This window comes from Kitasatospora fiedleri, from assembly GCF_948472415.1.
Taxonomy (GTDB): Bacteria; Actinomycetota; Actinomycetes; order Streptomycetales; family Streptomycetaceae; genus Kitasatospora; species Kitasatospora fiedleri.
The window spans coordinates 1371974-1396160 of sequence record NZ_OX419519.1 but is presented as its reverse complement, the minus strand read 5'-3'; the positions used below and the strand labels follow the sequence as shown (position 1 = coordinate 1396160).

The window sequence follows — 24187 nt, the reverse complement described above, 5'->3', positions numbered from 1 at the left end:
CGCCGGGCTGTGACCTCCGCCGGGCGGCCCGGTCAGTCCGCCGAGCCCGAGACGCCCGAGCCCGGCCAGGACTCCTCCAGGCCGCCGTCCGGGCGGACGGTGTACCGGGTGGAGGAGACCGCGCCCGTCCGGTCGACGCGCTCCTCGCGGATCAGCGCGCCGTTCTCCACCCGCCACACCGCCCCCGCCTCCGGGTTGGCGGCCGAGGCCCGGTCGGCCAGCAGCACGGGGGCGCCGGCGGTGAAGCCGTACAGCTGGACCAGGTCGACCGGCACCGAGCCCTCCAGCCGGCGCAGCACCACCAGCGCGGCCTGGGCGTCCCGGTAGCGGGCGGGCAGCACCGCGGAGAGCGAGATCGGCGGGCCGTTCTCGGTGGAGCGGCCGTCGTGCAGCCGGATCGCCGGGCCGCCGGACGGGTCCGGGTAGCTCAGGTTGGGCCAGTCGACCTGCGGCTGGGTGCCGAAGGACGGGGCGAGCCCGGTGTCGCTGTGCCCGGCGTTCGCGCCGTCCACGGACAGCGTCGTCGTCCCGGCGCTCGGCGCGGCCGGGCCGCCGGTCACCACGCCGGCGGGCTGCGGGCCCAGGCCCTGCGCCTCGCGGTTCTGGCAGCCCTGCGCGACGGCGATGGCCAGCGCCACGCCCAGGGTGACCGTCACGAACACCACCAGCCGCTGCCGCAGCAGCCGTTGACGCGGCGTCGGGCGTCCGCCCAGGGTGTGCGGGGCGCGCCCGGGCGGGGGAGTGCGGTCCCGGCCCGGCGCGGGGGTGCGGCCGGGGCCGGTCGCGGGGCGGCGCTCCCGGACGGTGTCGCCGTCCCGGACCGGGCGCCGCGCCCCCGGGCCGCGCCCGTCCGGACGGGCCGCGTCCTGCCGGGGCATCGCGGGCGTGGCCACCGCCCGCCCGCCGGGCCGGCCGCGCCGTCCGCCTTCGCCACCGGACGACCGCCGCCCCCGGCCGCGCCGCGCACCGCCTCGGGACGCCCGCCCGCCGTACCGCGCCCGCCCGCCGTACCGCGCCCGCCCGCCGTGCCGCGCGCGCCCTCGGGCCGTCCGTCCGGCCGCCGGACCGCCCCGGCACCGGGCCGGCACCCGCCCGGCGGGGCGGGGGAGCGCCCTCCGCGGGGCCGTCGGCGGACGGCGCGGCGGGGCGCGCACCTCGTCGGGGCGGGCGGCGACGCCGCGTCCGGCCCGGCCGCCGCCGCGCGCCGCGAGCTCGCTGAGGCGCTCGTGCAGCGCGGCGGCCGGCGGGCGCTCGGACGGCTCCTTGGCCAGGCAGGCGCGCACCAGCGGGGCCAGCACCGGCGGGACGCCGCTCAGGTCGGGCTCCTCGTGCACCACCCGGTACAGCATCACCTCGGAGGAGGCGCCCGACCCGAACGGCGACTCGCCGGTCAGCGCGAACGCCAGCGTCGCCCCGAAGGCGAACACGTCGGTGGCGGGGGTGACGGCCGCGCCGCGCACCTGCTCGGGCGCCAGGAAGCCGGGCGAGCCGACCGCGGTGCCGACGTGGGTGAGCGTGGAGGCGCCGCGCGACCAGGCGATGCCGAAGTCGATGATCCGCGGACCCTTGGGGGAGAGCAGGATGTTCGAGGGCTTCAGGTCGCGGTGCACCACCCCGGCCTCGTGCACCTTCACCAGCCCGTCGGCCAGCGCCGAGCCGATCCGGGCGGCGTCCGGCCAGGCCAGCGTCCCCTCCTCGGAGACCTGCTTGTACAGCGAGGGCCCGGGCACGTACGCGGTGGCCAGCCAGGGCCGCTCGGTCTCGATGTCGGAGCCGACCACCCGGGCCGTGCAGCCGCCGCGGATTCGGGAGGCGGCGGCGATCTCCCGGGCGAACCGGGTGCGGAACTCGGCGTCCTCGGCCAGCTCGGCCCGGATCAGCTTCAGCGCGACCCGCTGCCCCTTGCGGTCGGAGCCGAGGTACACCACGCCCATCCCGCCGGCGCCCAGCCGCCGGTGCAGCCGGTACGGGCCGACGATGCGGGGGTCCTCACGCCTCAACCGCATCATTGCCATCTGCCCGTACCCGTTCCCGTTCCGTCAGCCTGTGGGGTGAGGCCCCGTCGGATGTGGGGCATCGTCAGACAACTGTCTCGGGACAGCTTACGGACAGGTACCGGCCCCGCGTCGACACGCAACACGCGAACCGCCGGTCGGATTGTCGGATCGGTAGCGTGCGTGCCATCCTCGACCGCCCCGACCCCGCCCGCCACCGGCGGCGATCCGCATCCGAACCACCGCTGCACCATCGCCGCACCGCCGCTGCACCACCGCCGCAGCGGCGCCGTGCCCGCCGCCTGCACCCCGTCAGGGCCCGGCCGGGACCCCGCCGGAACCCGGCCCCGGCCCCGGTCGGACCGCCCCCCAGGGGGTACCCCCGGAGCGGTCTAGGGGTACCCGCACCCCCGGTCTCCGCCTCCAGGAGTACGCCGCCGCGCCACGTCTCATCCCAGCGGAGGCGATCGGAACCGTGCGCGGGCATGACGACCCCCGACGGCCTTGCCGCATACGGTTGTTCACAGCGAGGACGGGCCCGCTCGTCCCCCGGGGAACCGCCCCCGCCGCCAGGACCGCACCACCCGCACCGCCCCGTCCGAACCGACCCGCAGCACCCAGCCCGGCAGGAGCCCAGCACACCATGGCACCGCTCAGCAGAGCCCTTCGCCGCCGCCACCTCCCCGCCACGGAGACCCGGCACCCGGCCGTCGCACTCGCCATCGTCCTGCCCTGCGCCGTCCTGCTGCTGGCCCTGTTCGGCGCGTGGGACCAACTGGCGACCCAGACCCGGGCGGTCGCCGACCTGATCGGGCGCTGACCCCCTCATGGGGTAGGGGTCTTCGCCGGCCGGAGCCGCCCTCACAGTCGTGGACGGACCCAGTGAGTGGCACAGGCTGCAAGCTCCGGCCCACCCGGTGGCCGGGAACGACACGTCGGTGAGGGCGTGCCGTTCCCGGCCACCGTCGTTCCCCGCACGCTGTTCCCCGGACTCCTCGAAAACGCCGAGAGCCGCAGTCCGGATCGGACTGCGGCTCTCAACCGTGGTGCGCGATACTGGGATTGAACCAGTGACCCCTACCGTGTCAAGGTAGTGCTCTCCCGCTGAGCTAATCGCGCGGGTGCGCCAGGAATCCCCTGCTGGGGAGCCTGAGTGCGCGATACTGGGATTGAACCAGTGACCCCTACCGTGTCAAGGTAGTGCTCTCCCGCTGAGCTAATCGCGCGGGTCGATCCGAAGGACCGGGGTCCGAAGACCAGTGCGCGATACTGGGATTGAACCAGTGACCCCTACCGTGTCAAGGTAGTGCTCTCCCGCTGAGCTAATCGCGCGGGGAGGGCGCCCGGTCGGGACCGGACGACACCTCTCGGAGGTGGAGACGGGATTTGAACCCGTGTACACGGCTTTGCAGGCCGTTGCCTCGCCTCTCGGCCACTCCACCAGGCAACACTTCTGAACTTCTGAACTCCCGAAGAACGATCTTACCCGTTCCCCGTCGAGCGGACGACGAGATTCGAACTCGCGACCCTCACCTTGGCAAGGTGATGCTCTACCAACTGAGCCACGTCCGCCTGTCGGCCCGGGGGCTTCCCCGGTTTTCCCGGCGGCGCTCCCTGGCGACGTGTTGAACTCTAGCGGATTCCCGGCCCAGCTGAAAAATCCGTTCCCGCAGCGTGGCGCGGGGGTGGCTGCCGCACGTCGAACCGTCCGGCCCGTCCCCGACGCCTCCCCGGGCCCCCGACCTAGACTTTCCGGTACCGGGGCGATCCCCCGGGACCTGTCCCGCGCCCGCGCGGACCGGCGCCGCGACAGCCTCGGCACCGGCGGCGGGCAGCACCGAAATCCGCGCAGGAGAACCGTGTCCCGCCGCACCGCACCCCTCAGCCCCGAGCAGCCGATGGCCCGCTTCGCCGGCCGACTCGCCACCGGCCTGCGCGAAGTCACCCACGACCCGGCCGCCCTCGAACGCGGCGGATTCTGGGCCGTCGTCCACGACTTCGAAGGCCGACTCACCTGCGCCCGGTTCGCCGACGTCCGCCCCGACCCGGCCCCGCCCGCCACCGACCGCTGGCACGGCCCCGCCCCCGCGTCCTGGCACAGCTCCCTCGACGCCGACGCCTACCGGGCCGGAGTCCGCCGCATCCGCGAGCACATCGCCGCCGGCGAGGTCTACCAGGCCAACCTCTGCCGGGTGTTGAGCGCCCCGCTGCCCGACCCCGCACGCACCGACGTCGACGCCCTCACCGGCCTGCTCGCCGCCCACAACCCCGCCCCCCACGCCGGAACGATCCGCCTCCCCGAGCACGGCGTCGAGATCGCCACCGCCTCGCCCGAGCTCTACCTCGCCCGCCGCGGCCGCACCGTCCGCTCCGGCCCGATCAAGGGCACCGGCCGCACCGAGGCCGACCTGCTCGACAAGGACCACGCCGAGAACGTGATGATCGTCGACCTGGTCCGCAACGACCTCGGCCGGGTCTGCGAGACCGGCACCGTCACCGTCCCCGACCTGTGCGCCGTCGAGAAGCACCCCGGCCTGGTCCACCTGGTCTCCACCGTCGAGGGCACCCTGCGCCCCGACGCCGGCTGGACCGAGCTGTTCGCCGCCACCTTCCCGCCCGGCTCCGTCACCGGCGCCCCCAAGAGCAGCGCCCTGCGGATCATCCACGCCCTGGAGACCGCCCCCCGCGGCCCCTACTGCGGCGCCGTCGGCTGGGTCGACGCCGACCGCGGCGAAGCCGAACTCGCCGTCGGCATCCGCACCTTCTGGATCGAACGCCCCCCGACCGGCGCCCCCGTCCTCAGGTTCGGCACCGGCGCCGGAATCACCTGGGACTCCGACCCCGACCGCGAATGGCAGGAGACCGAACTCAAAGCCGCCCGGCTGGTAGCGATAGCCTCCACCGGCACCCCCGACCGATCCCCGCAAGGAGCACCACGCCGATGATCTGGGTCAACGGACACCTCACCGCCGAGGACGACGCCGCACTCTCCGTCCTCGACCACGGACTCACCGTCGGCGACGGCGTCTTCGAAACGGTCAAGGCCGAGCACGGCGAACTCTTCGCCCCCACCCGGCACCTCGACCGCCTCACCCGCTCCGCCCGCGGCCTCGGCCTGCCCGACCCCGACCACGACCTGGTCCGCGAGGCCTGCGCCGCCGTCCTCGCCGCCAAGCCGCTGCCGCTCGGCCGCCTGCGCATCACCTACACCGGCGGCACCTCGCCGCTCGGCTCCGAACGCGGCACCGCGGGCCCCAGCCTGATCGTTGCCCTCGGCAGCGCCACGCCCCGCCCCGACACCACCGCGGTCGTCACCGTCCCCTGGCGCCGCAACGAGCACTCCGCCGTCGCCGGGCTCAAGACCACCTCCTACGCCGAGAACGTCATCGCCCTCGCCGCCGCCCACCGCGCCGGCGCCAGCGAGGCCCTCCTCGCCAACACCGCCGGCCGGCTCTGTGAAGGCACCGGCTCCAACGTCTTCCTCGTCCTCGACGGCCGCCTCCTCACCCCACCCTCGCCTCCGGCTGCCTGGCCGGCATCACCCGCCGACTCGTCCTCGACTGGACCGGCGCCGAGGAGACCGACGTCCCCCTCGAAGCCCTCGCCGAAGCCGAGGAGGTCTTCCTGACCTCCACCCTCCGCGACGTCCAGGCCGTCACCCGCGTCGACGGCCGCGAGCTGCCGGGTGTGGGCCCGGTGACCCGCAAGGCGATGGAGGTCTTCGCGGAGCGCGCCGGGCAGGACCGCGACCCGGTCTGAGCGGGGACCGGCTGCGCCGGGGCCGGGGCGCGGTGGGGGAGCGAGGCCGACCCGCGTCGACGGCCGTGAGCTGCCGGGCGTGGGCCCGGTGACCCGCAAGGCGATGGAGGTCTTCGCGGAGCGCGCCGGGCAGGACCGCGACCCGGTGTGAGGACGGCGCCGGGAGCGGGGGATAGAAGAGCGCCGGGGGCGGGAAAGGGAGACGGCATGACCACCACGTTGCGGCCCGACGGGCCCGAGGAGGCGGGTGTCGGCGGCGGGCGGACGCGGCGCTGGCACATCATGGTGAACGGGCGGCGGGTGGGGGGCCTGCGGACCAACGGGTGGGCCCGCAGCGGGCGGTACCCCGGGGATATCTGCGAGGTGGAGATCGCCGAGGCGGACCGCCGCCGGGGCCGGGCGACCGTCGCCGTGCTGGCCGCCGAGGAGGTGCTCCGGTCCTGGGGGTGCGCCCGGGCCCAGGTCACCGTCCCGGCCGGGGCCGCCGTCGCCCTGCACCTCGCGCACGCCCTCGGCTACACCGAGCGGATGCGCAACCTCGGCAAGGACCTCGACCAAGTCCCGCCGCAGACAAGCGGGTTGACGGACCGTGCGATGACCTCCGAGGAGTACCCGGCCTGGCAGGAGGCCGCCATCGCCGGCTACCGCCAGGACCTGATCTCCACCGGTCTGGGCCCCGACGAGGCCACCGCCCGCGCCGAGGGCGACCACCGCCGGGCCCTCCCGGTCGGCCTCTCCACCGTCGGCACCGTGCTGCGCCGCCTGCTGGACGCCGACGGCCGCGTCCTCGGCACGATCTGGGTCACCCTCCACCAGGACCGGCTGCCCGACGGCAGCCCGCTCGCCTGGGTGATGCTGGTCGAGGTCGCCCCCGAGCACCGCGGCCGGGGCCACGGCCGCGCCCTGATGCGGATCGCCGAACGCGAGTGCCTGCGGGCCGGCGTCCGCCACCTCGGCCTGAACGTGTTCCGCGACAACGCGGTGGCGATCGGGCTCTACGAGTCGCTCGGCTACCGGACCACCCGGCACCTGCTCAGCAAACCCCTGCTCTGACCGCCCCCGCCTCCGCCCCCACGGACCGAGCCTCAGCCGTTCAGCAGCTCGACGATCCGCTCCCGCAGCCCGTCCTGCGACTGCCCGCCGTCCAGCCGCTTCCCGGCCACCACGTACGTCGGCGTCCCCTTGACGCCGATCGCCCGCCCCTCGGCCACGTCCGAGTCGACCCAGAGCATGTGCCGGCCGTCGATCAGCGCGGTGTCCACCTCGTCCGCGTCCACCCCGACCGCGCCGGCGATCTCCACCAGCACCGCGGCCCCGCCGCGCTCGACGTCCTCCAGCCGCGCCAGCACGGCCTCCGCGAACTCCCAGCCGCGCCCCTGCTCGAACGCCTCCGCCGCCGCCTCGGCCGCCGGGTACGCGTACTTGTGCTTCTCCAGCGGGAAGTGCCGCAGCTCGACGGTCAGCGCGTCACCGAACCGCTCCCGCAGCGCCCGGACGTCGTCCAGCGCGGTACGGCAGTCGGGGCACAGCAGGTCGCACCAGAACTCGACACGGGGCAGCGAGGAATCACTCATGCCGCCCAGTCTCCCAGGTCGCGGACGGCCCGCTGACCCCCGCCCGCCCGGCCCGCCGCCTCAGCGGCCCGCCGCCGACACCGCCCCGGCGGCCGGCCCGGCCTCCGCCCCGGCCTCCGCCTCGGCCGAGCGCTGCCGGGCCCGGTACGCGGCGACGTGCAGCCGGTTGCCGCAGGTACGGCTGTCGCAGTAGCGGCGCGAACGGTTGCGGGACAGGTCGACGAAGACCCGGGCGCAGCCCGGCGCCTCGCAGCGGCGCAGCCGCTCCAGCTCGCCCGCCATCACGATGAACGCCAGCGCCATGCCCAGTTCGGCGGCCAGGTGCCGGCCGACCGCGGCGTGCGGGGCGAAGTAGTGGATGTGCCAGCCGTGGTGGTCGTGGTTGGTCAGCCGGGGCGTGGTGCCGGCCTCCGCGACCAGGGTGTTCACCAGCTCGGCGGCCCGCTCGACCGACCCGGCCGAGAACACCTCGCCGAGCCGGGCGCGCAGCTCGTGCACGGCGGCCAGGTCCGCCGGGCCGAGCGAGTCGATCTCGCTGATCTCCTGCCGGACCACGAACGCGCTCAGCGCCGCCACGTCGGGCAGCTGTTCGCTGCCGCACGCCTCCGGCGCCGTGTTCAGCAGCTCCACCAGGATGCTCAGCGCGCACTCGGTGTCATGGGTGATCAGCACGTGGGGGCTCCTCACGCGGCGCCGGCCCCGGGGCCGGCGCGTCGGTCATCGCGCGCCGACTCTACCGGCCCGGGCCGCCCCCGGGCCGGGCCGCGGGCGGTACGTGACCGGGCCGATACGTGGCGCCGCCGGGCCCGACACGGCCGGCCGGGGCCGGGTGCGGCCTGGCCGGGACGTGACTGAGCCCCGGACGTCCGCTCCGGTGGGAGAGGACGCCCGGGCCGGACCCCGAGGCCGCCGTAGCGGCTGCGAGCTGCGACCGTGCCCCCGAGTAGGACGGTGCGCATCGAGGCGTTCCCGCCGCCGCGCGACGGCGGGCCGTACTCGTTTGGGGGTCAGTTCTCGGCGAGGATGTGGGACAGCTCCCGGTCGAGGTCGAAGTGACGGTGTTCGGTGCCGGGGGGCACCGCGGCGTCCGTCCGCTTGAGGAAGGACTCAAGCGCCCGGGCCGGGGCCTCCAGCAGGGCCTCTCCTTCCGGAGAGCTCAGGGCGATGCAAACCACGCCTTGACCGTGGCTGCGGGACGGCCACACCCGGACGTCGCCGGTACCGGTCGGTCGGTGCAGCCCCTCCGCGAGGAGGTCGCGGGCGAACACCCACTCCACGGTCTCGTCGGCTCCGGTGTGGAACGTCGCGTGCACGGCATAGGGGTCGGCAGTGTCATAGCGCAGGCCCGCGGGGACGGGCAGTGACGACTCGCTGGACACGATGAGGCGCAGGTGCAGCTCGCAGCTGACCGTGGTGTTCATAAGCGCCATGGCCTTTCGCTCAGTGTGCGCTCGGGGAATCGCACGTCGGCGAACGGACCATCCCACCTGAAAGCCCGGTGTAAACCCGTCTGTCCCGATTCCGGTGCGAGTCGTACCCCTTCCGGCGCATTGCGGAATCCCCCGGCCGCGCCCGCCGTCCGGGCGGCGGGCCGGTAACGGCAGGGCATTACCGGCGGTCGCACCGGGCGGGCCGCGGCGGGACTGGAGGAACCCACGAACCCGGCCCCGCGGACCCCGGTCGGCCCCGCCCGGCGGCCCCGGCCGACCGACCGCGCCGACCGCCCGGACCGGGGACGTCACTCGGCGTGGCCGACCGGTCCACCGACCGGCGCCGCCGGTCGACGCCGCTGGTCGGGGGCGGCGGCCGGGGTACGCCCCGGAGGCCGGGGCGCGGGGCGGGCGCGGTGGCGGCGAGGGTGTTCGGAGCACCCGCGCGGATGGGTAATGTTTTCCCTGCACCCGGGCGATTAGCTCAGCGGGAGAGCACTTCGTTCACACCGAAGGGGTCACTGGTTCGATCCCAGTATCGCCCACCGGAATGCGCAGGCGCGGGGCTCCGACTTGTTTATCAGGTCGGGGCCCCGCGCCTTTTCCGCATACCCCGGTCGAACTTCTGACGTTCATTCAACCTGCCTTCCCGGAAGGGGAACTGGGGGTCCGTCCGCGGAACGGATTGCGGACCCGGCCCCAAGTGGTGCTACAGTTCTTCTCGTTGCCCGGGCGATTAGCTCAGCGGGAGAGCACTTCGTTCACACCGAAGGGGTCACTGGTTCGATCCCAGTATCGCCCACCGAGCACCAACCGCAGGCCCCGACCACGCCGTCGGGGCCTGCGGCGTTTCCCGGCCGGACCGCCCCGACGCTGCGTCAGGCCGCCAACCCGCAGGCGTGGCCCGGCTCCAGGCGCGCACCGCAGTGGCAGCGGGCCGGGCGCATCGGCCAGGCCGTGTCCACCCGCTCCGGGGTGCCCGAGCGCTCGAACCACCGCTCCAGGCCGCGCGCCTGCGCCGCGTGCCACACCGCCTGCCGCAGGTGCAGCTCGGCCGGCGACAGCCCGCCCAGGCGCGCCGCGTGCCGGGCGGCCACCGCGCGCACCAGCTCCATCGCCGCCCGCGCGTCCGCCGCCGCGTCGTGCGCGCCCACCAGCTCGACGCCGTAGTGCGCGCACAGGTCGGTCAGCGTGCGCCGCCCCTTGCGGTAGCGGTCGAGCTGCTTGTCCAGTACCCGCGGATCGAGCACCAGCAGCTCCGCGCCGCCCAGCACCTCCGGCAGCGACCCCGCCCCGTGCCGGCGCAACTCCCGGTCCAGCAGCGTCAGGTCGTACGGGGCGTTCATCACCACCAGCGGCACGCCCGCCCGGGACTGCTCGGCCAGGGCCAGCGCCACCTCCACCGCGACCGTCCGCGGCGGCCGGCCGTGCGCCCGGACCTGCTCGTCCGAGATGCCGTGCACCGCGCGGGCCGGCTCCGGGATCGGCACCCCCGGGTTCGCCAGCCAGGTGCGGACGGCGGCCTCCCGGCCCGGTGCGGGCTGCACCACCAGGGCGGCCGAAACGATTCTGTCCCGCTCGACGTCCACACCCGTGGTCTCGGTGTCGAAGGACGCCAGCGGACCGTGGTACCAGGAACGGAGCTGCTGCATGACGCCCCCTCAGACGCCGCACGATCCTTGCCCGGCGGCCGCTGCCACCGAGGACCGGTGCAGCGGCAGCGCCGTGCAGGAGTGATACCGCACTTGACGCGCGGTCAACCGTCCCGACGACCGGATCGTCGCGGAAAGTGACCGAATGATCACGCCGTCCGCGAACGGGCCTTGGCGACGGGCACGCGGCCCGGCTCGGTACCATGCACGGTGCAGCGGTTCTGCTGCACCACGGTAGCCAGAACGTCAGGAGAGACCGGTGACGGACGTCCGGATCATCATCAACCGCGAACCCGATCGGGAAGAGCGCGTGGTGACCACGGGCACGACGGCCGCCGAGCTCTTCGCCGACGACCGCGCCGTGATCGCCGCCCGGGTCGGCGGCCAGCTCAAGGACCTCGCCTACGCCGTCCAGGACGGCGACGAGGTCGAACCCGTCGTGATCTCCAGCCCCGACGGCCTCGACATCCTGCGGCACTCCACCGCCCACGTGATGGCCCAGGCCGTCCAGCAGGTCTTCCCCGAGGCCAAGCTCGGCATCGGCCCGCCCGTCCGGGACGGCTTCTACTACGACTTCGACGTCGAGAAGCCGTTCCACCCGGACGACCTCAAGACCATCGAGAAGAAGATGCAGGAGATCATCAAGCGGGGCAGCGGTTCTCCCGCCGGGTGGTCACCGACGAGGCCGCCCGCGAGGAGCTCGCCGGGGAGCCCTACAAGCTGGAGCTGATCGGCCTCAAGGGCTCGGCCGCGACCGCCGGCGAGGGCGCGGACGTCGAGGTCGGGGCCGGCGAGCTCACCATCTACGACAACGTCGACCCGAAGACCGGCGAGGTCTGCTGGGGCGACCTCTGCCGTGGCCCGCACCTGCCCAGCACCCGGCACATCCCGGCCTTCAAGCTGATGCGCTCCGCCGCCGCGTACTGGCGCGGCAGCGAGCGCAACCCCATGCTGCAGCGCCTCTACGGCACCGCTTGGCCCTCCAAGGACGAGCTCAAGGCGCACCTCGACTTCCTGGAGGAGGCCGCCAAGCGCGACCACCGCAAGCTCGGCAACGAACTCGACCTCTTCTCCATCCCGGAGCAGATCGGCTCCGGCCTCGCCGTCTTCCACCCCAAGGGCGGCATCATCCGCCGCACCATGGAGGACTACTCGCGCAAGCGGCACGAGGAGGAGGGCTACGAGTTCGTCTACACCCCGCACGCCACCAAGGGGAAGCTGTTCGAGACCAGCGGCCACCTCGACTGGTACGCCGACGGCATGTACCCCCCCATGCAGCTCGACGAGGGCACGGACTACTACCTCAAGCCGATGAACTGCCCGATGCACAACCTGATCTTCGACGCGCGCGGCCGGTCCTACCGCGAACTGCCGCTGCGCCTGTTCGAGTTCGGCACCGTGTACCGGTACGAGAAGTCCGGCGTGGTGCACGGCCTGACCCGGGCCCGCGGCTTCACCCAGGACGACGCGCACATCTACTGCACCCGCGAGCAGATGGCCGAGGAGCTGGACCGCACCCTCACCTTCGTCCTCGACCTGCTGCGCGACTACGGCCTGAACGACTTCTACCTGGAGCTGTCCACCAAGGACCCGGAGAAGTTCGTCGGCAGCGACGAGGCGTGGGAGGAGGCCACCGCCGTGCTGGCGGCCGTGGCCGAGAAGCAGGGCCTGCCGCTGGTGCCGGACCCGGGCGGCGCGGCCTTCTACGGCCCGAAGATCTCGGTGCAGGCGCGCGACGCGATCGGGCGGACCTGGCAGATGTCGACCATTCAGCTCGACTTCAACCTCCCGGAGCGCTTCGAGCTGGAGTACACCTCGGCGGACGGCTCGCGGCAGCGGCCGGTGATGATCCACCGGGCGCTGTTCGGCTCGATCGAGCGGTTCTTCGCGGTGCTGCTGGAGCACTACGCGGGCGCGATGCCGCCGTGGCTGGCCCCGGTCACGGTGACCGGCATCCCGATCACCGACGAGCACGTGCCGTACCTCCAGGAGGTCGCGGCGGAGCTGAGGAAGCACGGGGTCCGGGTGGACGTGGACACCTCGGACGACCGGATGCAGAAGAAGATCCGCAACGCCCAGCGCTCGAAGACCCCGTTCATGCTGATCGCGGGCAACGACGACGTCGAGGCGGGCGCGGTGTCGTTCCGCTACCGCAGCGGCGAGCAGAAGAACGGCGTGCCGAAGGCCGAGGCGATCGCGGAGATCGTCGAGGCGGTGCGCAGCCGGGTGCAGGTCTGACCCCTGCCGGACTGACGCGGCGGTGCGGGGCGGTCTCCTCCGGGAGTCCGCCCCGCGCCGCTCTGTTCGCGGGCCGCGGCGCTTATGCTGGCGGGCATGACGAGTGAGCCGGAACTGCAGCGGGGCGTGGGGGAGCCGGACGGCTTCCGTCGCCTGTGGACACCCCACCGGATGGCGTACATCCAGGGCGAGAACAAGCCCACCGGGCCGGCTCCCGACGACGGTTGTCCGTTCTGCTCGATCCCGAAGCTGAGCGACGAGGACGGGCTGATCGTGCAGCGGGGCGAGTCGGTGTTCGCGGTGCTGAACCTGTACCCGTACAACGGCGGGCACTTGATGGTGGTGCCGTACCGGCACGTCGCGGACTACACCGAGCTGGACGGGCCGGAGACGGCGGAGCTCGGGGAGTTCACCAAGAAGGCGATGACGGCGCTGCGGGCGGCCTCGGGGCGCACGGGTTCAACATCGGGATGAACCAGGGGGCGGCCGCGGGGGCGGGGATCGCCGCGCACCTGCACCAGCACGTGGTGCCGCGCTGGGGCGGGGACACCAACTTCATGCCGGTGGTGGGGCACACGAAGGTGCTGCCGCAGCTGCTGGCGGACACCCGGAAGGTGCTGGCCGAGGTGTGGCCGGCCTGACCGGTCCGGGACGCGGACAGGGGCGTGCGGGAGGGTTCCCGCACGCCCTGCGGCCGTTCGCGGGCCGGTCAGCCGGCGTCGTACTTGTCGGCGCGGAACGGGCGGGCGCCCTGGATCTCGCTGCGCAGCATGTTGGAGCGGTTGGCGATCCGGTCGGTGGCGACGTCGTGCTCGTCGAGGAACTCGATGACGGCGGCGTGGATGATGCCGAGGACCGGGCTGGGCAGGTAGATGGTGTCGTCGGACTTGTAGCGGCTGTTCCAGGTCGGGTCGGCCCAGGCCTGGCGCAGGCAGAGCGGTTCGGGAAGGAGATGCCGCCGCCGAGCCACTTCAGCAGGCCGGGGTTCTTGTGGAACGGGGCGCGGACGGCCTGGCGGACCACCTCGGTGTCGTTGACGACCGGGAGCTGGACGGTGCGGGTCTCCCAGAAGCGGAGCGTCTTGGAGACGTCCTTCTCGGGGGTCTTCGGCTTGCCGGTGAAGTAGCCGTTGATCGGGCCGAGGGTGTGCGGGGTGACGTGGATCTGCAGGTTCTGCGCCAGGACCATCACGTTGATCACGATGGTGGAGACCAACTGGCCCTTGTGCAGGACGAACTGGACGGCGATCCGGTGCCGGGTGTCGGAGCCGAAGCTCTGCTTGCTGGCGAGTTCCTGGACGGCGAAGTCGCGCATCCGGTCGCCGTCCATGTCGGGGCCGGAGGGGCGGCCGATCTCGTCGGCGCCCTCGCCGGTGTCCAGCACCACCCAGTGGCTGATCATCGGCTTGGGCAGGCCGCCGTTGGGGACCTCGCTGCTGGTCAGGCCGGAGAGGCGGTCGGCGATCCGGCGGGTCAGGTCGGCGACGTGGAAGACCCGGAAGTCGGGGTGGCCCTCGGCGGGGCGGAGGTCCTCGCGCAGGGACCACTCGGCCCAGCGGGCGCCGATGCCGAGGATGCCCTTGGGCCCGGCGTAGTGCTGGATGTTGGTGTTCTGCTCGGCGCTGAGGCGGTCCAGGCCGGCCTTGAGGGTGTTGGCCCTCTTGTCGAGGTGGTCCTTGGGGACGGCCTTGGGGACGATGGCGGCGACCGGGCTGCCGCCGACCAGGTCGCCCCAGCGGGCGCGCTGCTGGGCGACGCTGTCGACCACGGTGCGCTTGGCGAGGTACCAGCCGAGGACCGGGCCGAGCATCACGATCCGGAAGTAGAGGCCGAGGACGCCGTGGAACGGCGGCCAGAACGCCAGGACCAGCGCCAGGCCGAAGACGAGCAGCATGACCAGGGTGCCGAGGAAGCCGTCCAGGCCGGCGGACCTCTTGCCGCTGAGCCAGGCGCGGACCTGGTAGGCGCCCAGCCAGACCAGGGTGCCGGGCAGGAACAGCAGGCCGAACAGCAGGCTGAGGCCGGAGAGCTTGCGGTCCCGGGCCTCGCGCAGGTCCTGGGCGGCGAGGCAGTGCTCGACGACCATCCGGACGTCGGTGCCGTGCGAGGGGACCAGCGGTTTGCGGCCGCCGCCGAGGGTGCGGTCGATCAGGGCGCGGCTGAACGCCTCGCCGGCGCTGGGGCGGAACAGCTCGAACTTGCCGTCCTTGACCGTGACGCCGGTCAGCGCCTCGAGTTCCCTGACGTCGCCGGTGCGGTAGGCGGCGGAGGAGAACGCCTGGGTGACCGCGGTCTGGTTGCCGACGTCCGTCCGCGGTACCTGCGCGCCCGGCGTCATGTCGAGCTGAGTCACCTGTGCAGCTCCTTCTCCCCTGGTCGATCTGCGGCAGGTTACCGTGCGGCGGCGGGACTGTGCGGATCATCGGCTGATCCTGGGTCACATCTCGGCCGCGCGCGGCCGTTCCGGGGACATGGTGCCCCGTGGAGACGGGTTCGACGCTCCCGGTTTGTCGGCCGGTGCCGCGGGGGTGGAGGATCGCGGCATGACGAGTGCGTACGCACCGGGCCCGGTGCTGGTTTTCGACGGCGACTGCGCGTTCTGTTCCAGCTGCGTGCGGTGGGCGGAGCGCTACCCGCGACAGAGCCTGTCCTCGGCGGGCTGGGAGGCGGTGGCGTTCCAGTTCGCGGACCTAGCGGCGCTGGAGGAGTTCACCGGCGGGGAGGTGACGGCGGAGCGGGCGCAGCGGGAGGTGCTGTGGGTGACGCCGGACCGCCGGGTGTACGGCGGGGCGCAGGCGGTGGCGCGGCTGCTGATGCGGTCGGGCGGGTTGTGGGCGTGGGTCGGCGGGGCGTTGGCGCTGGCGCCGGTGCGGCCGGTGGCGGACGCGGTCTACCGCTGGGTGGCGAGGAACCGGGACCGGATGCCGGGCGGCACTCCGGCGTGCGCGCTGCCGCGGCGTTCCTGACCGGCCGCGCGGTCAGCCGCCGGTGTGCCGGGCGGCGAGGTGGGCGGGCATCGGGGCGTGCCGCAGGTAGGCGCGGGTGAACTGGCCGGTTCCGTGCGACAGCGAGCGCAGGTCGAGCGGGTAGCGGGCGAGTTCGAGCGCGGGGACCTCGGCGCGGACCAGGCTGAGGCCCTCGCCGCCGATCTCGGTGCCCAGGACGTGTCCGCGCCGGGCGGAGAGGTCGGCGAGCACGGCGCCCTGGTACTCGTCGGGGAGCAGGACGCGCACCTCGTCGACGGGTTCCAGGACCTCGACGGCGGTGTGGTCGGCGGCCTCCTTGAGGGCGAGGGCGGCGGCGGTCTGGAAGGCGGCGTCGGAGGAGTCGACGGAGTGCGCCCTGCCGTCGGTGAGGGTGACCTTGACGTCGGTCATCGGGTGGCCGCGCAGGCCGCGGGCGAGTTGGGCGCGCACGCCCTTCTCGACCGAGGGCACGAAGTGGCGGGGGACGGCGCCGCCGACGACGCGGTCGACGAACTCGAAGCCGCCGCCGGGCAGCGGTTCGACGGTGAGGTCGCAGACGGCGTACTGGCCGTGGCCGCCGGACTGCTTGACGTGCCGGCCGTGGCCGTCGGCGGGGGCGGCGAAGGTCTCGCGCAGGGCGACCTCGTAGGGGACGGTGTCGACGTGGACGCCGTGGCGGGTGGTGAGGCGGTCGAGGGTGACGGCGAGGTGGGCCTCGCCGGTGCACCACAGGACGAGTTGGCCGGTGTCGGGGTCCTGTTCGACCCGCAGGGCCGGGTCCTGGGCGGCGAGCCTGCCGAGGGCCTGGAGAGCCGGTCCTCGTCGGCCTTGGAGCGGGCCCGGACGGCGGTGGGGAGCAGGGCCTCGGCAGCGGCCAGGGCGGGAGCACGGTGCGGCCGGGGCGGTCGGTGGTGAGGGTGTCGCCGGTGCGGGCGGCGGTGAGCCGGGTGACGGTGGCGAGGTCGCCGGCGACGGCCTGCGGGACGGGGCGCAGGTGGCGGCCGAGCGGGCTGTGCGGGGCGGTGAGGCGTTCCTCGGTGCCGTCGGGGAGCCGGACGGTGGTGTCGGGGCGCAGGGTGCCGGCGAAGACCTTGAGCAGGCTGAGGCGGCCGAGGTAGGGGTCCTCGCCGGTGTGCACGACCTGGGCGGTCACGGGGGCGTCCGGGTCGGCGGCGGGGAGTCCGTCGGTGCGGTCGGCGGGGGAGGGGAAGGCGTCGGCGACCAGGTCGAGCAGGGCGTCGCAGCCGGTGCCGTCGGGGCGGTGGCGAGGACGGGGTGCAGGGTGCCGGCCAGCAGTTCGCGGCGCAGTCCAGCGGTGAGGGCGGCGGTGTCGAGCCCCGCGCCGTCGAGGTAGCGGGCCAGCAGGGTGTCGTCCTCGCCGGCCAGGGCCTCGACCAGGCGGGCGCGTTCGGCGTCGAGGTCGGGGGCGTCCCCGGGGGTGCCGTAGACCCGGCCGGTGAGCAGGTCGGTGGCGCCGTGCAGGTGTCCGTCGCGCAGGTCGACGTGGTGCAGGGGGCGGACGGTGTCGGGGGTGCCGAGGGTGTCCTGGAGCATCCGCAGCACGTCGTCGAGGCGGACCCGGGCGGTGGTGAGGTGGGTGAGGACGATCGCGCGGGGAGGCGGGCGTCCTCGCAGCGCTGCCACAGGGCGCGGACCGGGCGGGGGACTTCGGGGTCGGCGGCGGAGTGCACGAACAGGGCGGCCTCGGCGGCGCGCAGGGCGGCCTGGAGTTCGCCGGCGAAGTCGGCGTAACCGGGGGCGTCCAGCAGGTTGACCTTGAGCCCGCGCCAGGGGAGCGGGAGGAGCGCGAGCTGGACGGAGCGCTGCTGCCGGTGCTCGACGTCCTCCCAGTCGGCGGCGGTGGTGCCGTCGGGGACGGTGCCGGCTCTGGTCAGGACGCCGGCGGTGCGGGCGAGCGCTTCGGCGAGGGTGGTCTTCCCGGCTCCGCCGGCCCCGACCAGGGCCACGTTGCGGAGCCGGTCGGGTCGGTCGGCGGGCGGTGCGGGGGTGTGGGCCGTCCGGTCCGGCATGGCTGGCCTCCTGCCGCTCGATCAGCGTGGATACCATTGTCCGGCCGGGCGGGTGCATTCGCGCGGCCGCCCGGCGGGGCATGCGGCCCGCGGGTGCCAATCCGAGGAGCGGAGCGGACCGGAAGGCCATGCTCAACAAGTACGCGCGTGCCTTCTTCACACGTGTCCTCACCCCGTTCGCGGCGATGCTGCTGCGGTGGGGTGTCAGTCCGGACGCGGTCACGCTGATCGGTACGGCCGGTTCGGTGGCCGGCGCGCTGGTGTTCTTCCCGCGCGGGGAGTTCTTCTGGGGCGTGATCACCGTCACGCTGTTCATCTTCTCCGACCTGGTGGACGGCAACATGGCCCGCCAGGCGGGCCGCTCCAGCAAGTGGGGCGCGTTCCTGGACTCGACGCTGGACCGGGTCGCCGACGCGGCGATCTTCGGCGGTCTGGCGATGTGGTACGCCGGGGGCGGGAACAACGACCTGCTGTGCGCGGTGTCGGTCTTCTGCCTGGCCAGCGGCCAGGTGGTGTCGTACACCAAGGCGCGCGGCGAGGCGCTGGGCTTCCCGGTGGACGTCTCGGGGCTGGTCGAGCGGGCCGAGCGCCTGGTGATCAGCCTGACCGCGGCCGGGCTCGCGGGCCTGCACACGTTCGGGGTGCCGTACATCGAGTGGTTGCTGCCGATCGCCCTGTGGGCGGTCGCGGCGGGCAGTCTGGTGACGGTGGCGCAGCGGATGCTGACGGTGCGCCGGGAGTCGGCGGAGCTGGAGGCGGCGGCCGCCGCCGAGGGGGTCAAGTGAGGGAACGGTTGGTCGCCGCGGCCTACGCCGCCGGGTGGGCGGGGTTGAAGCACCTGCCCGAGCCGGTGGCCCGCGGCCTGTTCGACACCATCGCCGACGTGGCGTGGCGGCGGCAGGGCAAGGGGGTGCGGCAGTTGGAGGCCAACCTGTCGCGGGTCCACCCGGACGCGGACGCGGCCCGGCTGCGGGAGCTGTCCCGGGCCGGGATGCGCTCCTACCTGCGGTACTGGCGGGAGTCGTTCCGGCTGCCGACCTGGAGCCGGGAGCGGATCGCCGGTGCCATAACGGTCAAGGGCCTGGAGCAGCTGAACGAGGCGATGGCGGCGGGCCGCGGCGCGGTGCTGGCGCTGCCGCACATGGCGAACTGGGACCTGGCGGGCGCGTGGATCGCGTCCGCGGGCGGGTTCCCGTTCACCACGGTCGCCGAGCGGCTGAAGCCGGAGTCGCTGTTCGACCGGTTCGTGGCGTACCGGGAGAGCCTGGGGATGGAGGTGCTGGCGCTGACCGGCTCCGACGTCTCGGTGGTCGGGACGCTGGCGCGGCGGCTGCGGGAGGGGAAGCTGGTCTGCCTGGTGGGCGACCGGGACCTCTCCGAGGCGGGCATCCAGGTGGACTTCTTCGGCGAGCCGACCCGGATGCCGGCCGGTCCGGCGGCGCTCGCCCAGCGGACCGGGGCGGCGCTGTTCCCGGTGTCGCTCTGGTACGACGGGCCGCTGCTGCGGGCCGAGGTGCACCCGGAGGTCCGGCCGTCCGGGGAGGGGTCGCGGCAGGAGCAGGCCGCCGCGATGACCCAGGCGATGGCGGACGTGTGGGCGGAGGCGATCCGCGAGCACGCGGTGGACTGGCACATGCTGCAGAAGCTGTGGCTGGCCGACCTGACCCCGCGGCAGGTGCGGTCGTGAGGATCGGCGTGGTGTGCCCGTACGACTGGGACGTGCCGGGCGGCGTGCAGTTCCACATCCGGGACCTGGCGGAGCACCTGATCCGGCGGGGGCACGAGGTGTCGGTGCTGGCCCCGGCGGAGGACGAGCGGGCGCTGCCGCCGTACGTGGTCTCGGCGGGGCGGGCGGTGGCGGTGCCGTACAACGGGTCGGTGGCCCGGCTGAGCTTCGGCATCCTGTCGGCGGCCCGGGTGCGGCGCTGGCTGCGCGAGGGCCGGTTCGACATCCTGCACGTGCACGAGCCGAACTCGCCGTCGCTGTCCATGCTGGCGGCGTGGGCGGCGACCGGGCCGATGGTCGGGACGTTCCACACCTCCAACCCGCGCTCGCGGGCGATGATCGCGGCCTCGCCGATCCTGCAGCCGGGCCTGGAGAAGATGTCGGCCCGGATCGCGGTGTCCGAGTACGCCCGGCGCACCCTGGTCGAGCACCTGGGCGGCGACGCGGTGGTGATCCCGAACGGCGTGGACGTCCGGTTCTTCGCGGACGCCGAGCCGGAGCCGACGTGGCGGGGCGGTGCGGCGGAGGGCGGGCCCGGCGGCACCATGGGCTTCATCGGCCGGATCAACGAGCCGCGCAAGGGCCTGCCGACGCTGCTGGCCGCGCTGCCGCGGATTCTGGCCGAGCGCCCGGGGGTGCGGCTGCTGGTGGCCGGCAAGGGCGACGAGGAGGAGGCGGTGGCGGGCCTGGCGCCCGAGGTGCGGGCCCGGGTCGAGTTCCTCGGCATGGTCTCGGACCGGGACAAGGCCCGGCTGCTGCGCAGCGTCGACCTGTACGTGGCGCCGAACACCGGCGGCGAGTCCTTCGGCATCATCCTGGTCGAGGCGATGTCGGCGGGCGCCCCGGTGCTGGCCAGCGACCTGGACGCGTTCCGCCAGGTGCTGGACGGCGGCGCGGCCGGCGAGCTGTTCCCGGTCGAGGACGCGGACGCGCTGGCGGCCGCGGCGGTCAAGCTGCTGGGCAGCCCGGAGCGGCTGCTGGCGCTGCGCGAGGCCGCCTCCCGGCACGTGCGGCGCTTCGACTGGGAGACGGTCGGCGCCGAGGTGCTCTCGGTGTACGAGACGGTCACCGACGGGCGGCCCCCGGTGGCGGAGGTCGAACCGTCCGGCCGGCGTCCGCGTCCGAGCCGGTGAACCGCCCCGCCCGGAGAGGGAGCCCCGCATGCCGCTGATCACCGTCGACTACAGCGACCGGCTCGCCGACGCCTTCGACCGGCGGGGCTTCGGCCTGGCCCTGAACCGGCTGGCGGTGAAGCTGCTGGACGCCAGGCCGGCCGGCTGCACGACCCGGTTCCGCCGGACCGAGGAGGCGGTGGTCGGGGCGGACGCCGAGACCTTCGCGCTGGTCGTGGTCGGGTTCGAGGTCTTCCCGGGCCGCAGCGCCGCGGCCAAGGCGGCGCTGGGCGAGGCCGTGCTGGCGGCGCTGCCCGGGTACCTGGGGGCGGAGGCCGGGCCGGTGCAGGCCGCCGTCCAGGTCGGCGAACTCGACCCGGACGGCTACCGCTCGGCCGTCCTCGGGGGCTGAGCCGGTACCGTAGCGCCCCGTGGCTACCTGGATCTGGGCCGTTGCGGCCGTCGCACTCTCCGCCCTCTACCTGAGCTGGACGGCGGGCAGGCTCGACCGGCTGCACGCCCGGATCGACGCCGCCCGGGCCTCGCTGGACGCCCAGCTGCTGCGCCGTTCCTCGGTGGCGGTGGAGCTGGCCACCTCCTCGCTGCTCGACCCGGCCGCGTCGATCCTGCTGCTGGAGGCCGCGCACGCGGCCCGGCAGGCCGAGGACGAGCAGCGCGAGGTGGCCGAGAGCGAGCTGAGCCTGGCGCTGCGGGCGGTGCTGGACGAGCCGGCGCAGGTCGCCGCGGTGCGCGAGGCGCCGGGCGGCGAGGAGGCGGTGCGCGACCTGGTGGAGGCGGTGCGCCGGGTGCCGATGGCGCGGCGCTTCCACAACGACGCGGTGCGGGCGGCGCGGGCGGTGCGCGAGCACCGGCTGGTGCGCTACTTCCGGCTGGCGGGGCGGGCGCCGTTCCCGATGGCCTTCGAGATGGACGACGAGCCCCCGGTGGCCCTCACGCCCGAGGGGGCGCCCGCGTAGGCTGGCAGCGTTTCCTGCCGTACCGGGTCGCTGGCCTGATTGTCGTATGCCGGGGACGGCCCTGGACCATGTGGCGTATGGGTCGTGGGGTCCCCGGGCCTACGATAGACCGATAGCACCGGTTCATCCCTGAGTGAGGTCTTACGTGTCCACCACCCCCACTTCCGCTGAGCAGCCCCAGGTCGGCACCGCCCGGGTCAAGCGCGGCATGGCCGAGCAGCTCAAGGGCGGCGTGATCATGGACGTGGTCAACGCCGAGCAGGCGAAGATCGCCGAGGACGCCGGTGCGGTCGCGGTCATGGCGCTGGAGCGCGTTCCGGCCGACATCCGCAAGGACGGCGGCGTGGCCCGGATGTCCGACCCGAACATGATCGAGGAGATCATCGAGGCGGTCTCCATCCCGGTGATGGCCAAGTCCCGGATCGGCCACTTCGTCGAGGCCCAGGTCCTGCAGTCGCTCGGCGTCGACTACATCGACGAGTCCGAGGTGCTCACCCCGGCCGACGAGGTCAACCACTCCGACAAGTGGGCCTTCACCACCCCCTTCGTCTGCGGCGCCACCAACCTGGGCGAGGCGCTGCGCCGGATCGCCGAGGGCGCGGCCATGATCCGCTCCAAGGGCGAGGCCGGCACCGGCAACGTGGTGGAGGCCGTCCGCCACCTGCGCCAGATCAAGAACGAGATCGCCAAGCTGCGCGGCTTCGACAACAACGAGCTGTACGCCGCCGCCAAGGAGCTGCGCGCCCCGTACGAGCTGGTCCGCGAGGTCGCCGAGCTCGGCAAGCTCCCGGTCGTGCTGTTCTCGGCCGGCGGCGTGGCCACCCCGGCCGACGCCGCGCTGATGCGCCAGCTCGGCGCCGAGGGCGTGTTCGTCGGCTCCGGCATCTTCAAGTCGGGCGACCCGGCCAAGCGCGCCGCCGCCATCGTGAAGGCCACCACCTTCTTCGACGACCCGAAGATCATCGCGGACGCCTCCCGCAACCTGGGCGAGGCCATGGTCGGCATCAACTGCGACACCCTGCCGGAGACCGAGCGCTACGCCAACCGCGGCTGGTAGTCGGCCGACGCACGCCCCGCGCGTCTGGCCCGCCGCCCCCGGGGGCGGCGGGCCGCTGCGTGGCGTCCCGGATCATTGGTTCGAGAACGAAGAGGTAGTGAGACCGTGAGCACCCCCACCATCGGCGTCCTGGCCCTGCAGGGCGACGTCCGCGAGCACCTGGTCGCGCTGGCCGCCGCCGACGCGCTGGCCCGGCCGGTGCGCCGCCCGGAGGAGCTGGCCGAGGTCGACGCGCTGGTGATGCCCGGCGGCGAGTCCACCACCATCTCCAAGCTGGCGGTGCTGTTCGGCCTGATGGCGCCGCTGCGCGAGCGGGTCGCGGCCGGCATGCCGGTGTACGGCACCTGCGCGGGCATGATCCTGCTGGCCGACAAGATCCTGGACGGCCGGGACGACCAGGAGACCGTCGGCGGCATCGACATGACGGTCCGCCGCAACGCCTTCGGCCGGCAGAACGAGTCCTTCGAGACCGCCATCCCGTTCGCGGGCCTGCCCGGCGACCCGGTCACCGGCGTGTTCATCCGCGCCCCCTGGGTCGAGGCGGTCGGCACGGGCGTCGAGGTGCTGGCCGAGGTGCCGGCCGCGGACGGCCCGGACGCCCGGATCGTCGCGGTCCGCCAGGGCAACCTGCTGGCCACCTCCTTCCACCCGGAGCTGACCGGCGACCACCGCGTCCACGAGTACTTCGTCCGGATGGTCGAGGCCGCCGGGCGCTGAGACCCCGCGCGGGCGTGGTGACCGTGTGCCACCTGACGGTGCGGCACCGGTAGGATCTCCCCTGTTCATTTCCCATTGGCGACGAAAAGGAGCTGGCGATGTCCGGCCACTCTAAGTGGGCTACCACCAAGCACAAGAAGGCCGCGATCGACGCCAAGCGCGGCAAGCTCTTCGCCAAGATGATCAAGAACATCGAGGTGGCGGCCCGCACCGGCGGCGGCGACCCCGCCGGCAACCCCACGCTCTACGACGCCATCCAGAAGGCCAAGAAGAGCTCCGTCCCGATCGACAACATCAACCGGGCCGTCAAGCGCGGCTCCGGTGCGGAGGCCGGCGGCGCCGACTACTCGACGATCATGTACGAGGGCTACGGCCCCAACGGCGTGGCCGTCCTGATCGAGTGCCTCACCGACAACCGCAACCGCGCGGCCTCCGACGTGCGGGTCGCGATGACCCGCAACGGCGGCAACATGGCCGACCCGGGATCGGTGTCGTACCTGTTCAACCGCAAGGGCGTGGTGATCGTCCCCAAGGCCGACGGCGTGGACGAGGACAAGATCCTGGACGTCGTGCTGGACGCCGGCGCCGAGGAGGTCAACGACCTCGGCGAGGCCTTCGAGGTGATGTCCGAGGCCACCGACATGGTCGCGGTCCGCACCGCCCTGGTCGACGCGGGCATCGACTACGACTCCGCCGACGCCAACTTCGTCCCCAGCATGCAGGTCGAGCTGGACGCCGACGGCGCCCGCAAGATCTTCAAGCTGATCGACGCGCTGGAGGACAGCGACGACGTGCAGAACGTCTTCGCGAACTTCGACGTCTCCGACGAGATCATGGCCGAGCTGGACGCCTGATCCCCCGTCCCCCTTCCGCCCGGTGGCTCTCCGCGGTCGCCGGGCGGTGGCGTGTCCGGGGTGTTGTCGGCGGCCGGGGGTAACCTGCGCAGGTCGGAGAGA

Annotated in this window: 19 protein-coding genes, 7 tRNA genes and 5 pseudogenes; 17 read left to right on the top strand and 14 right to left on the bottom strand. The window is 73.8% G+C overall.

Annotated features, from left to right (window positions below; genetic code table 11):
* Nucleotides 1-32 precede the first annotated feature (32 nt).
* The gene (locus QMQ26_RS06810) at nucleotides 33-2000 is read right to left on the bottom strand and encodes a serine/threonine-protein kinase (protein WP_404814082.1); all 1968 of its coding nucleotides are present in this window, start codon (nucleotides 1998-2000) and stop codon (nucleotides 33-35) included.
* 637 nt (nucleotides 2001-2637) lie between these two features.
* Here QMQ26_RS06810 and QMQ26_RS06805 point away from each other — a divergent pair.
* Nucleotides 2638-2814 carry a hypothetical protein gene (locus QMQ26_RS06805; protein WP_159073016.1) on the top strand — a complete coding sequence of 59 codons (177 nt, stop codon included), beginning with the start codon at nucleotides 2638-2640 and terminating at the stop codon, nucleotides 2812-2814.
* A gap of 224 nt (nucleotides 2815-3038) precedes the next feature.
* On the opposite strand, the gene QMQ26_RS06800 is transcribed toward QMQ26_RS06805, so the two are convergent.
* From QMQ26_RS06800 to QMQ26_RS06780, 5 genes are all read right to left on the bottom strand, one after another.
* Nucleotides 3039-3113, bottom strand: a tRNA-Val gene (locus QMQ26_RS06800).
* A gap of 35 nt (nucleotides 3114-3148) precedes the next feature.
* Nucleotides 3149-3220, bottom strand: a tRNA-Val gene (locus QMQ26_RS06795).
* Nucleotides 3221-3254: 34 nt separating this feature from the next.
* Nucleotides 3255-3326: transfer RNA gene (locus tag QMQ26_RS06790), tRNA-Val, on the bottom strand.
* Between the two features lie 39 nt (nucleotides 3327-3365).
* Nucleotides 3366-3436, bottom strand: a tRNA-Cys gene (locus QMQ26_RS06785).
* Nucleotides 3437-3493: 57 nt separating this feature from the next.
* Nucleotides 3494-3566 (bottom strand) — tRNA-Gly (locus tag QMQ26_RS06780).
* Between the two features lie 287 nt (nucleotides 3567-3853).
* On the opposite strand from QMQ26_RS06780, the gene QMQ26_RS06775 reads away from it, so the two are divergent.
* The 3 genes and pseudogenes from QMQ26_RS06775 (at nucleotide 3854) to QMQ26_RS06760 (ending at nucleotide 6806) form a co-directional block, all read left to right on the top strand.
* Nucleotides 3854-4939: a chorismate-binding protein gene (locus QMQ26_RS06775; RefSeq protein WP_282205089.1), complete on the top strand. Its 1086-nt coding sequence runs from the start codon at nucleotides 3854-3856 to the stop codon at nucleotides 4937-4939.
* Nucleotides 4936-5753 (top strand): annotated as a pseudogene (locus QMQ26_RS06770) (aminotransferase class IV). Before QMQ26_RS06775 ends, QMQ26_RS06770 begins: the two are co-directional and overlap by 4 nt.
* A 207-nt stretch (nucleotides 5754-5960) precedes the next feature.
* Nucleotides 5961-6806: a GNAT family N-acetyltransferase gene (locus QMQ26_RS06760; RefSeq protein ID WP_282205088.1), complete on the top strand. Its 846-nt coding sequence runs from the start codon at nucleotides 5961-5963 to the stop codon at nucleotides 6804-6806.
* Nucleotides 6807-6838: 32 nt separating this feature from the next.
* Here the strand turns inward: QMQ26_RS06760 and QMQ26_RS06755 are convergent, their stop codons facing one another.
* The 3 genes from QMQ26_RS06755 to QMQ26_RS06745 all read right to left on the bottom strand — a co-directional run bounded on the left by QMQ26_RS06755 (nucleotide 6839) and on the right by QMQ26_RS06745 (nucleotide 8748).
* Nucleotides 6839-7327 (bottom strand): DsbA family protein, encoded by a 489-nt coding sequence (locus QMQ26_RS06755; RefSeq protein ID WP_282205087.1) that lies wholly within the window; start codon nucleotides 7325-7327, stop codon nucleotides 6839-6841.
* A gap of 60 nt (nucleotides 7328-7387) precedes the next feature.
* Nucleotides 7388-7999 carry a CGNR zinc finger domain-containing protein gene (locus QMQ26_RS06750; RefSeq protein ID WP_282205086.1) on the bottom strand — a complete coding sequence of 204 codons (612 nt, stop codon included), beginning with the start codon at nucleotides 7997-7999 and terminating at the stop codon, nucleotides 7388-7390.
* A gap of 335 nt (nucleotides 8000-8334) precedes the next feature.
* On the bottom strand, nucleotides 8335-8748 hold the full coding sequence (locus QMQ26_RS06745; protein ID WP_030459107.1) for an SsgA family sporulation/cell division regulator: 414 nt from the start codon (nucleotides 8746-8748) through the stop codon (nucleotides 8335-8337).
* Nucleotides 8749-9230: 482 nt separating this feature from the next.
* Here QMQ26_RS06745 and QMQ26_RS06740 point away from each other — a divergent pair.
* Nucleotides 9231-9302, top strand: a tRNA-Val gene (locus tag QMQ26_RS06740).
* 185 nt (nucleotides 9303-9487) lie between these two features.
* Nucleotides 9488-9559, top strand: a tRNA-Val gene (locus QMQ26_RS06735).
* 76 nt (nucleotides 9560-9635) lie between these two features.
* Here QMQ26_RS06735 and QMQ26_RS06730 read toward each other — a convergent pair.
* On the bottom strand, nucleotides 9636-10409 hold the full coding sequence (locus tag QMQ26_RS06730; protein WP_282205085.1) for an exonuclease domain-containing protein: 774 nt from the start codon (nucleotides 10407-10409) through the stop codon (nucleotides 9636-9638).
* Nucleotides 10410-10668: 259 nt separating this feature from the next.
* Between QMQ26_RS06730 and thrS the strand changes: the two are divergent.
* Nucleotides 10669-12647: pseudogene (gene thrS, locus QMQ26_RS06725) on the top strand (threonine--tRNA ligase).
* A gap of 84 nt (nucleotides 12648-12731) precedes the next feature.
* Nucleotides 12732-13288: pseudogene (locus QMQ26_RS06720) on the top strand (HIT family protein).
* Here the strand turns inward: QMQ26_RS06720 and QMQ26_RS06715 are convergent.
* The gene (locus tag QMQ26_RS06715; RefSeq protein ID WP_282205084.1) at nucleotides 13203-14999 is read right to left on the bottom strand and encodes a hypothetical protein; all 1797 of its coding nucleotides are present in this window, start codon (nucleotides 14997-14999) and stop codon (nucleotides 13203-13205) included. The pseudogene QMQ26_RS06720 and the gene QMQ26_RS06715 sit on opposite strands and share 86 nt — an antisense overlap.
* 190 nt (nucleotides 15000-15189) lie before the next feature.
* On the opposite strand from QMQ26_RS06715, the gene QMQ26_RS06710 reads away from it, so the two are divergent.
* Nucleotides 15190-15612 carry a thiol-disulfide oxidoreductase DCC family protein gene (locus QMQ26_RS06710; protein WP_100835298.1) on the top strand — a complete coding sequence of 141 codons (423 nt, stop codon included), beginning with the start codon at nucleotides 15190-15192 and terminating at the stop codon, nucleotides 15610-15612.
* A 12-nt stretch (nucleotides 15613-15624) separates the two neighbouring features.
* Here the strand turns inward: QMQ26_RS06710 and QMQ26_RS38700 are convergent.
* The 3 genes and pseudogenes from QMQ26_RS38700 to QMQ26_RS38690 form a co-directional block, all read right to left on the bottom strand.
* Nucleotides 15625-16834 (bottom strand): annotated as a pseudogene (locus QMQ26_RS38700) (elongation factor G-like protein EF-G2); the annotation flags it as partial.
* The gene (locus tag QMQ26_RS38695) at nucleotides 16762-17256 is read right to left on the bottom strand and encodes a hypothetical protein (protein WP_449768970.1); all 495 of its coding nucleotides are present in this window, start codon (nucleotides 17254-17256) and stop codon (nucleotides 16762-16764) included. The pseudogene QMQ26_RS38700 and the gene QMQ26_RS38695, both read right to left, overlap by 73 nt.
* A gap of 47 nt (nucleotides 17257-17303) precedes the next feature.
* Nucleotides 17304-17642 (bottom strand): annotated as a pseudogene (locus QMQ26_RS38690) (GTP-binding protein); the annotation flags it as partial.
* A 128-nt stretch (nucleotides 17643-17770) separates the two neighbouring features.
* On the opposite strand from QMQ26_RS38690, the gene pgsA reads away from it, so the two are divergent.
* From pgsA to QMQ26_RS06665, 8 genes are all read left to right on the top strand, one after another.
* Complete coding sequence (pgsA, locus tag QMQ26_RS06700; RefSeq protein WP_282205083.1) at nucleotides 17771-18427, top strand: phosphatidylinositol phosphate synthase; 657 nt, start codon at nucleotides 17771-17773, stop codon at nucleotides 18425-18427.
* Complete coding sequence (locus QMQ26_RS06695) at nucleotides 18424-19329, top strand: phosphatidylinositol mannoside acyltransferase (protein WP_282205082.1); 906 nt, start codon at nucleotides 18424-18426, stop codon at nucleotides 19327-19329. Before pgsA ends, QMQ26_RS06695 begins: the two co-directional genes overlap by 4 nt.
* Entirely contained in the window at nucleotides 19326-20501 is a 1176-nt protein-coding gene (locus QMQ26_RS06690) for a glycosyltransferase family 4 protein (protein ID WP_282205081.1), read from the top strand. The genes QMQ26_RS06695 and QMQ26_RS06690 overlap by 4 nt, the downstream gene beginning before the upstream one ends.
* 28 nt (nucleotides 20502-20529) lie before the next feature.
* A complete protein-coding gene (locus tag QMQ26_RS06685; protein ID WP_282205080.1) occupies nucleotides 20530-20892 on the top strand; it encodes a tautomerase family protein in 363 nt (120 codons plus the stop codon).
* 19 nt (nucleotides 20893-20911) lie between these two features.
* Nucleotides 20912-21457 carry a hypothetical protein gene (locus tag QMQ26_RS06680; RefSeq protein ID WP_100835292.1) on the top strand — a complete coding sequence of 182 codons (546 nt, stop codon included), beginning with the start codon at nucleotides 20912-20914 and terminating at the stop codon, nucleotides 21455-21457.
* 208 nt (nucleotides 21458-21665) lie between these two features.
* Entirely contained in the window at nucleotides 21666-22514 is an 849-nt protein-coding gene (gene pdxS / locus QMQ26_RS06675; RefSeq protein WP_404814157.1) for a pyridoxal 5'-phosphate synthase lyase subunit PdxS, read from the top strand.
* A gap of 105 nt (nucleotides 22515-22619) precedes the next feature.
* The gene (gene pdxT / locus QMQ26_RS06670) at nucleotides 22620-23231 is read left to right on the top strand and encodes a pyridoxal 5'-phosphate synthase glutaminase subunit PdxT (protein ID WP_100835290.1); all 612 of its coding nucleotides are present in this window, start codon (nucleotides 22620-22622) and stop codon (nucleotides 23229-23231) included.
* A gap of 98 nt (nucleotides 23232-23329) precedes the next feature.
* Complete coding sequence (locus tag QMQ26_RS06665; protein WP_014134592.1) at nucleotides 23330-24085, top strand: YebC/PmpR family DNA-binding transcriptional regulator; 756 nt, start codon at nucleotides 23330-23332, stop codon at nucleotides 24083-24085.
* The last annotated feature ends 102 nt before the right edge of the window (nucleotides 24086-24187 follow it).

Excerpts from the sequence above, each read along its gene's own strand:
- QMQ26_RS06805 (WP_159073016.1), top strand. The coding sequence starts at position 2,638 with ATGGCACCGCTCAGCAGAGCCCTTCGCCGCCGCCACCTCCCCGCCACG.
- QMQ26_RS06760 (WP_282205088.1), top strand. The coding sequence starts at position 5,961 with ATGACCACCACGTTGCGGCCCGACGGGCCCGAGGAGGCGGGTGTCGGC.
- QMQ26_RS06755 (WP_282205087.1), bottom strand. The coding sequence starts at position 7,327 with ATGAGTGATTCCTCGCTGCCCCGTGTCGAGTTCTGGTGCGACCTGCTG.
- QMQ26_RS06745 (WP_030459107.1), bottom strand. The coding sequence starts at position 8,748 with ATGAACACCACGGTCAGCTGCGAGCTGCACCTGCGCCTCATCGTGTCC.
- QMQ26_RS06730 (WP_282205085.1), bottom strand. The coding sequence starts at position 10,409 with ATGCAGCAGCTCCGTTCCTGGTACCACGGTCCGCTGGCGTCCTTCGAC.
- QMQ26_RS06710 (WP_100835298.1), top strand. The coding sequence starts at position 15,190 with ATGACGAGTGCGTACGCACCGGGCCCGGTGCTGGTTTTCGACGGCGAC.
- pgsA (WP_282205083.1), top strand. The coding sequence starts at position 17,771 with ATGCTCAACAAGTACGCGCGTGCCTTCTTCACACGTGTCCTCACCCCG.
- QMQ26_RS06685 (WP_282205080.1), top strand. The coding sequence starts at position 20,530 with ATGCCGCTGATCACCGTCGACTACAGCGACCGGCTCGCCGACGCCTTC.
- pdxS (WP_404814157.1), top strand. The coding sequence starts at position 21,666 with ATGGCCGAGCAGCTCAAGGGCGGCGTGATCATGGACGTGGTCAACGCC.
- QMQ26_RS06665 (WP_014134592.1), top strand. The coding sequence starts at position 23,330 with ATGTCCGGCCACTCTAAGTGGGCTACCACCAAGCACAAGAAGGCCGCG.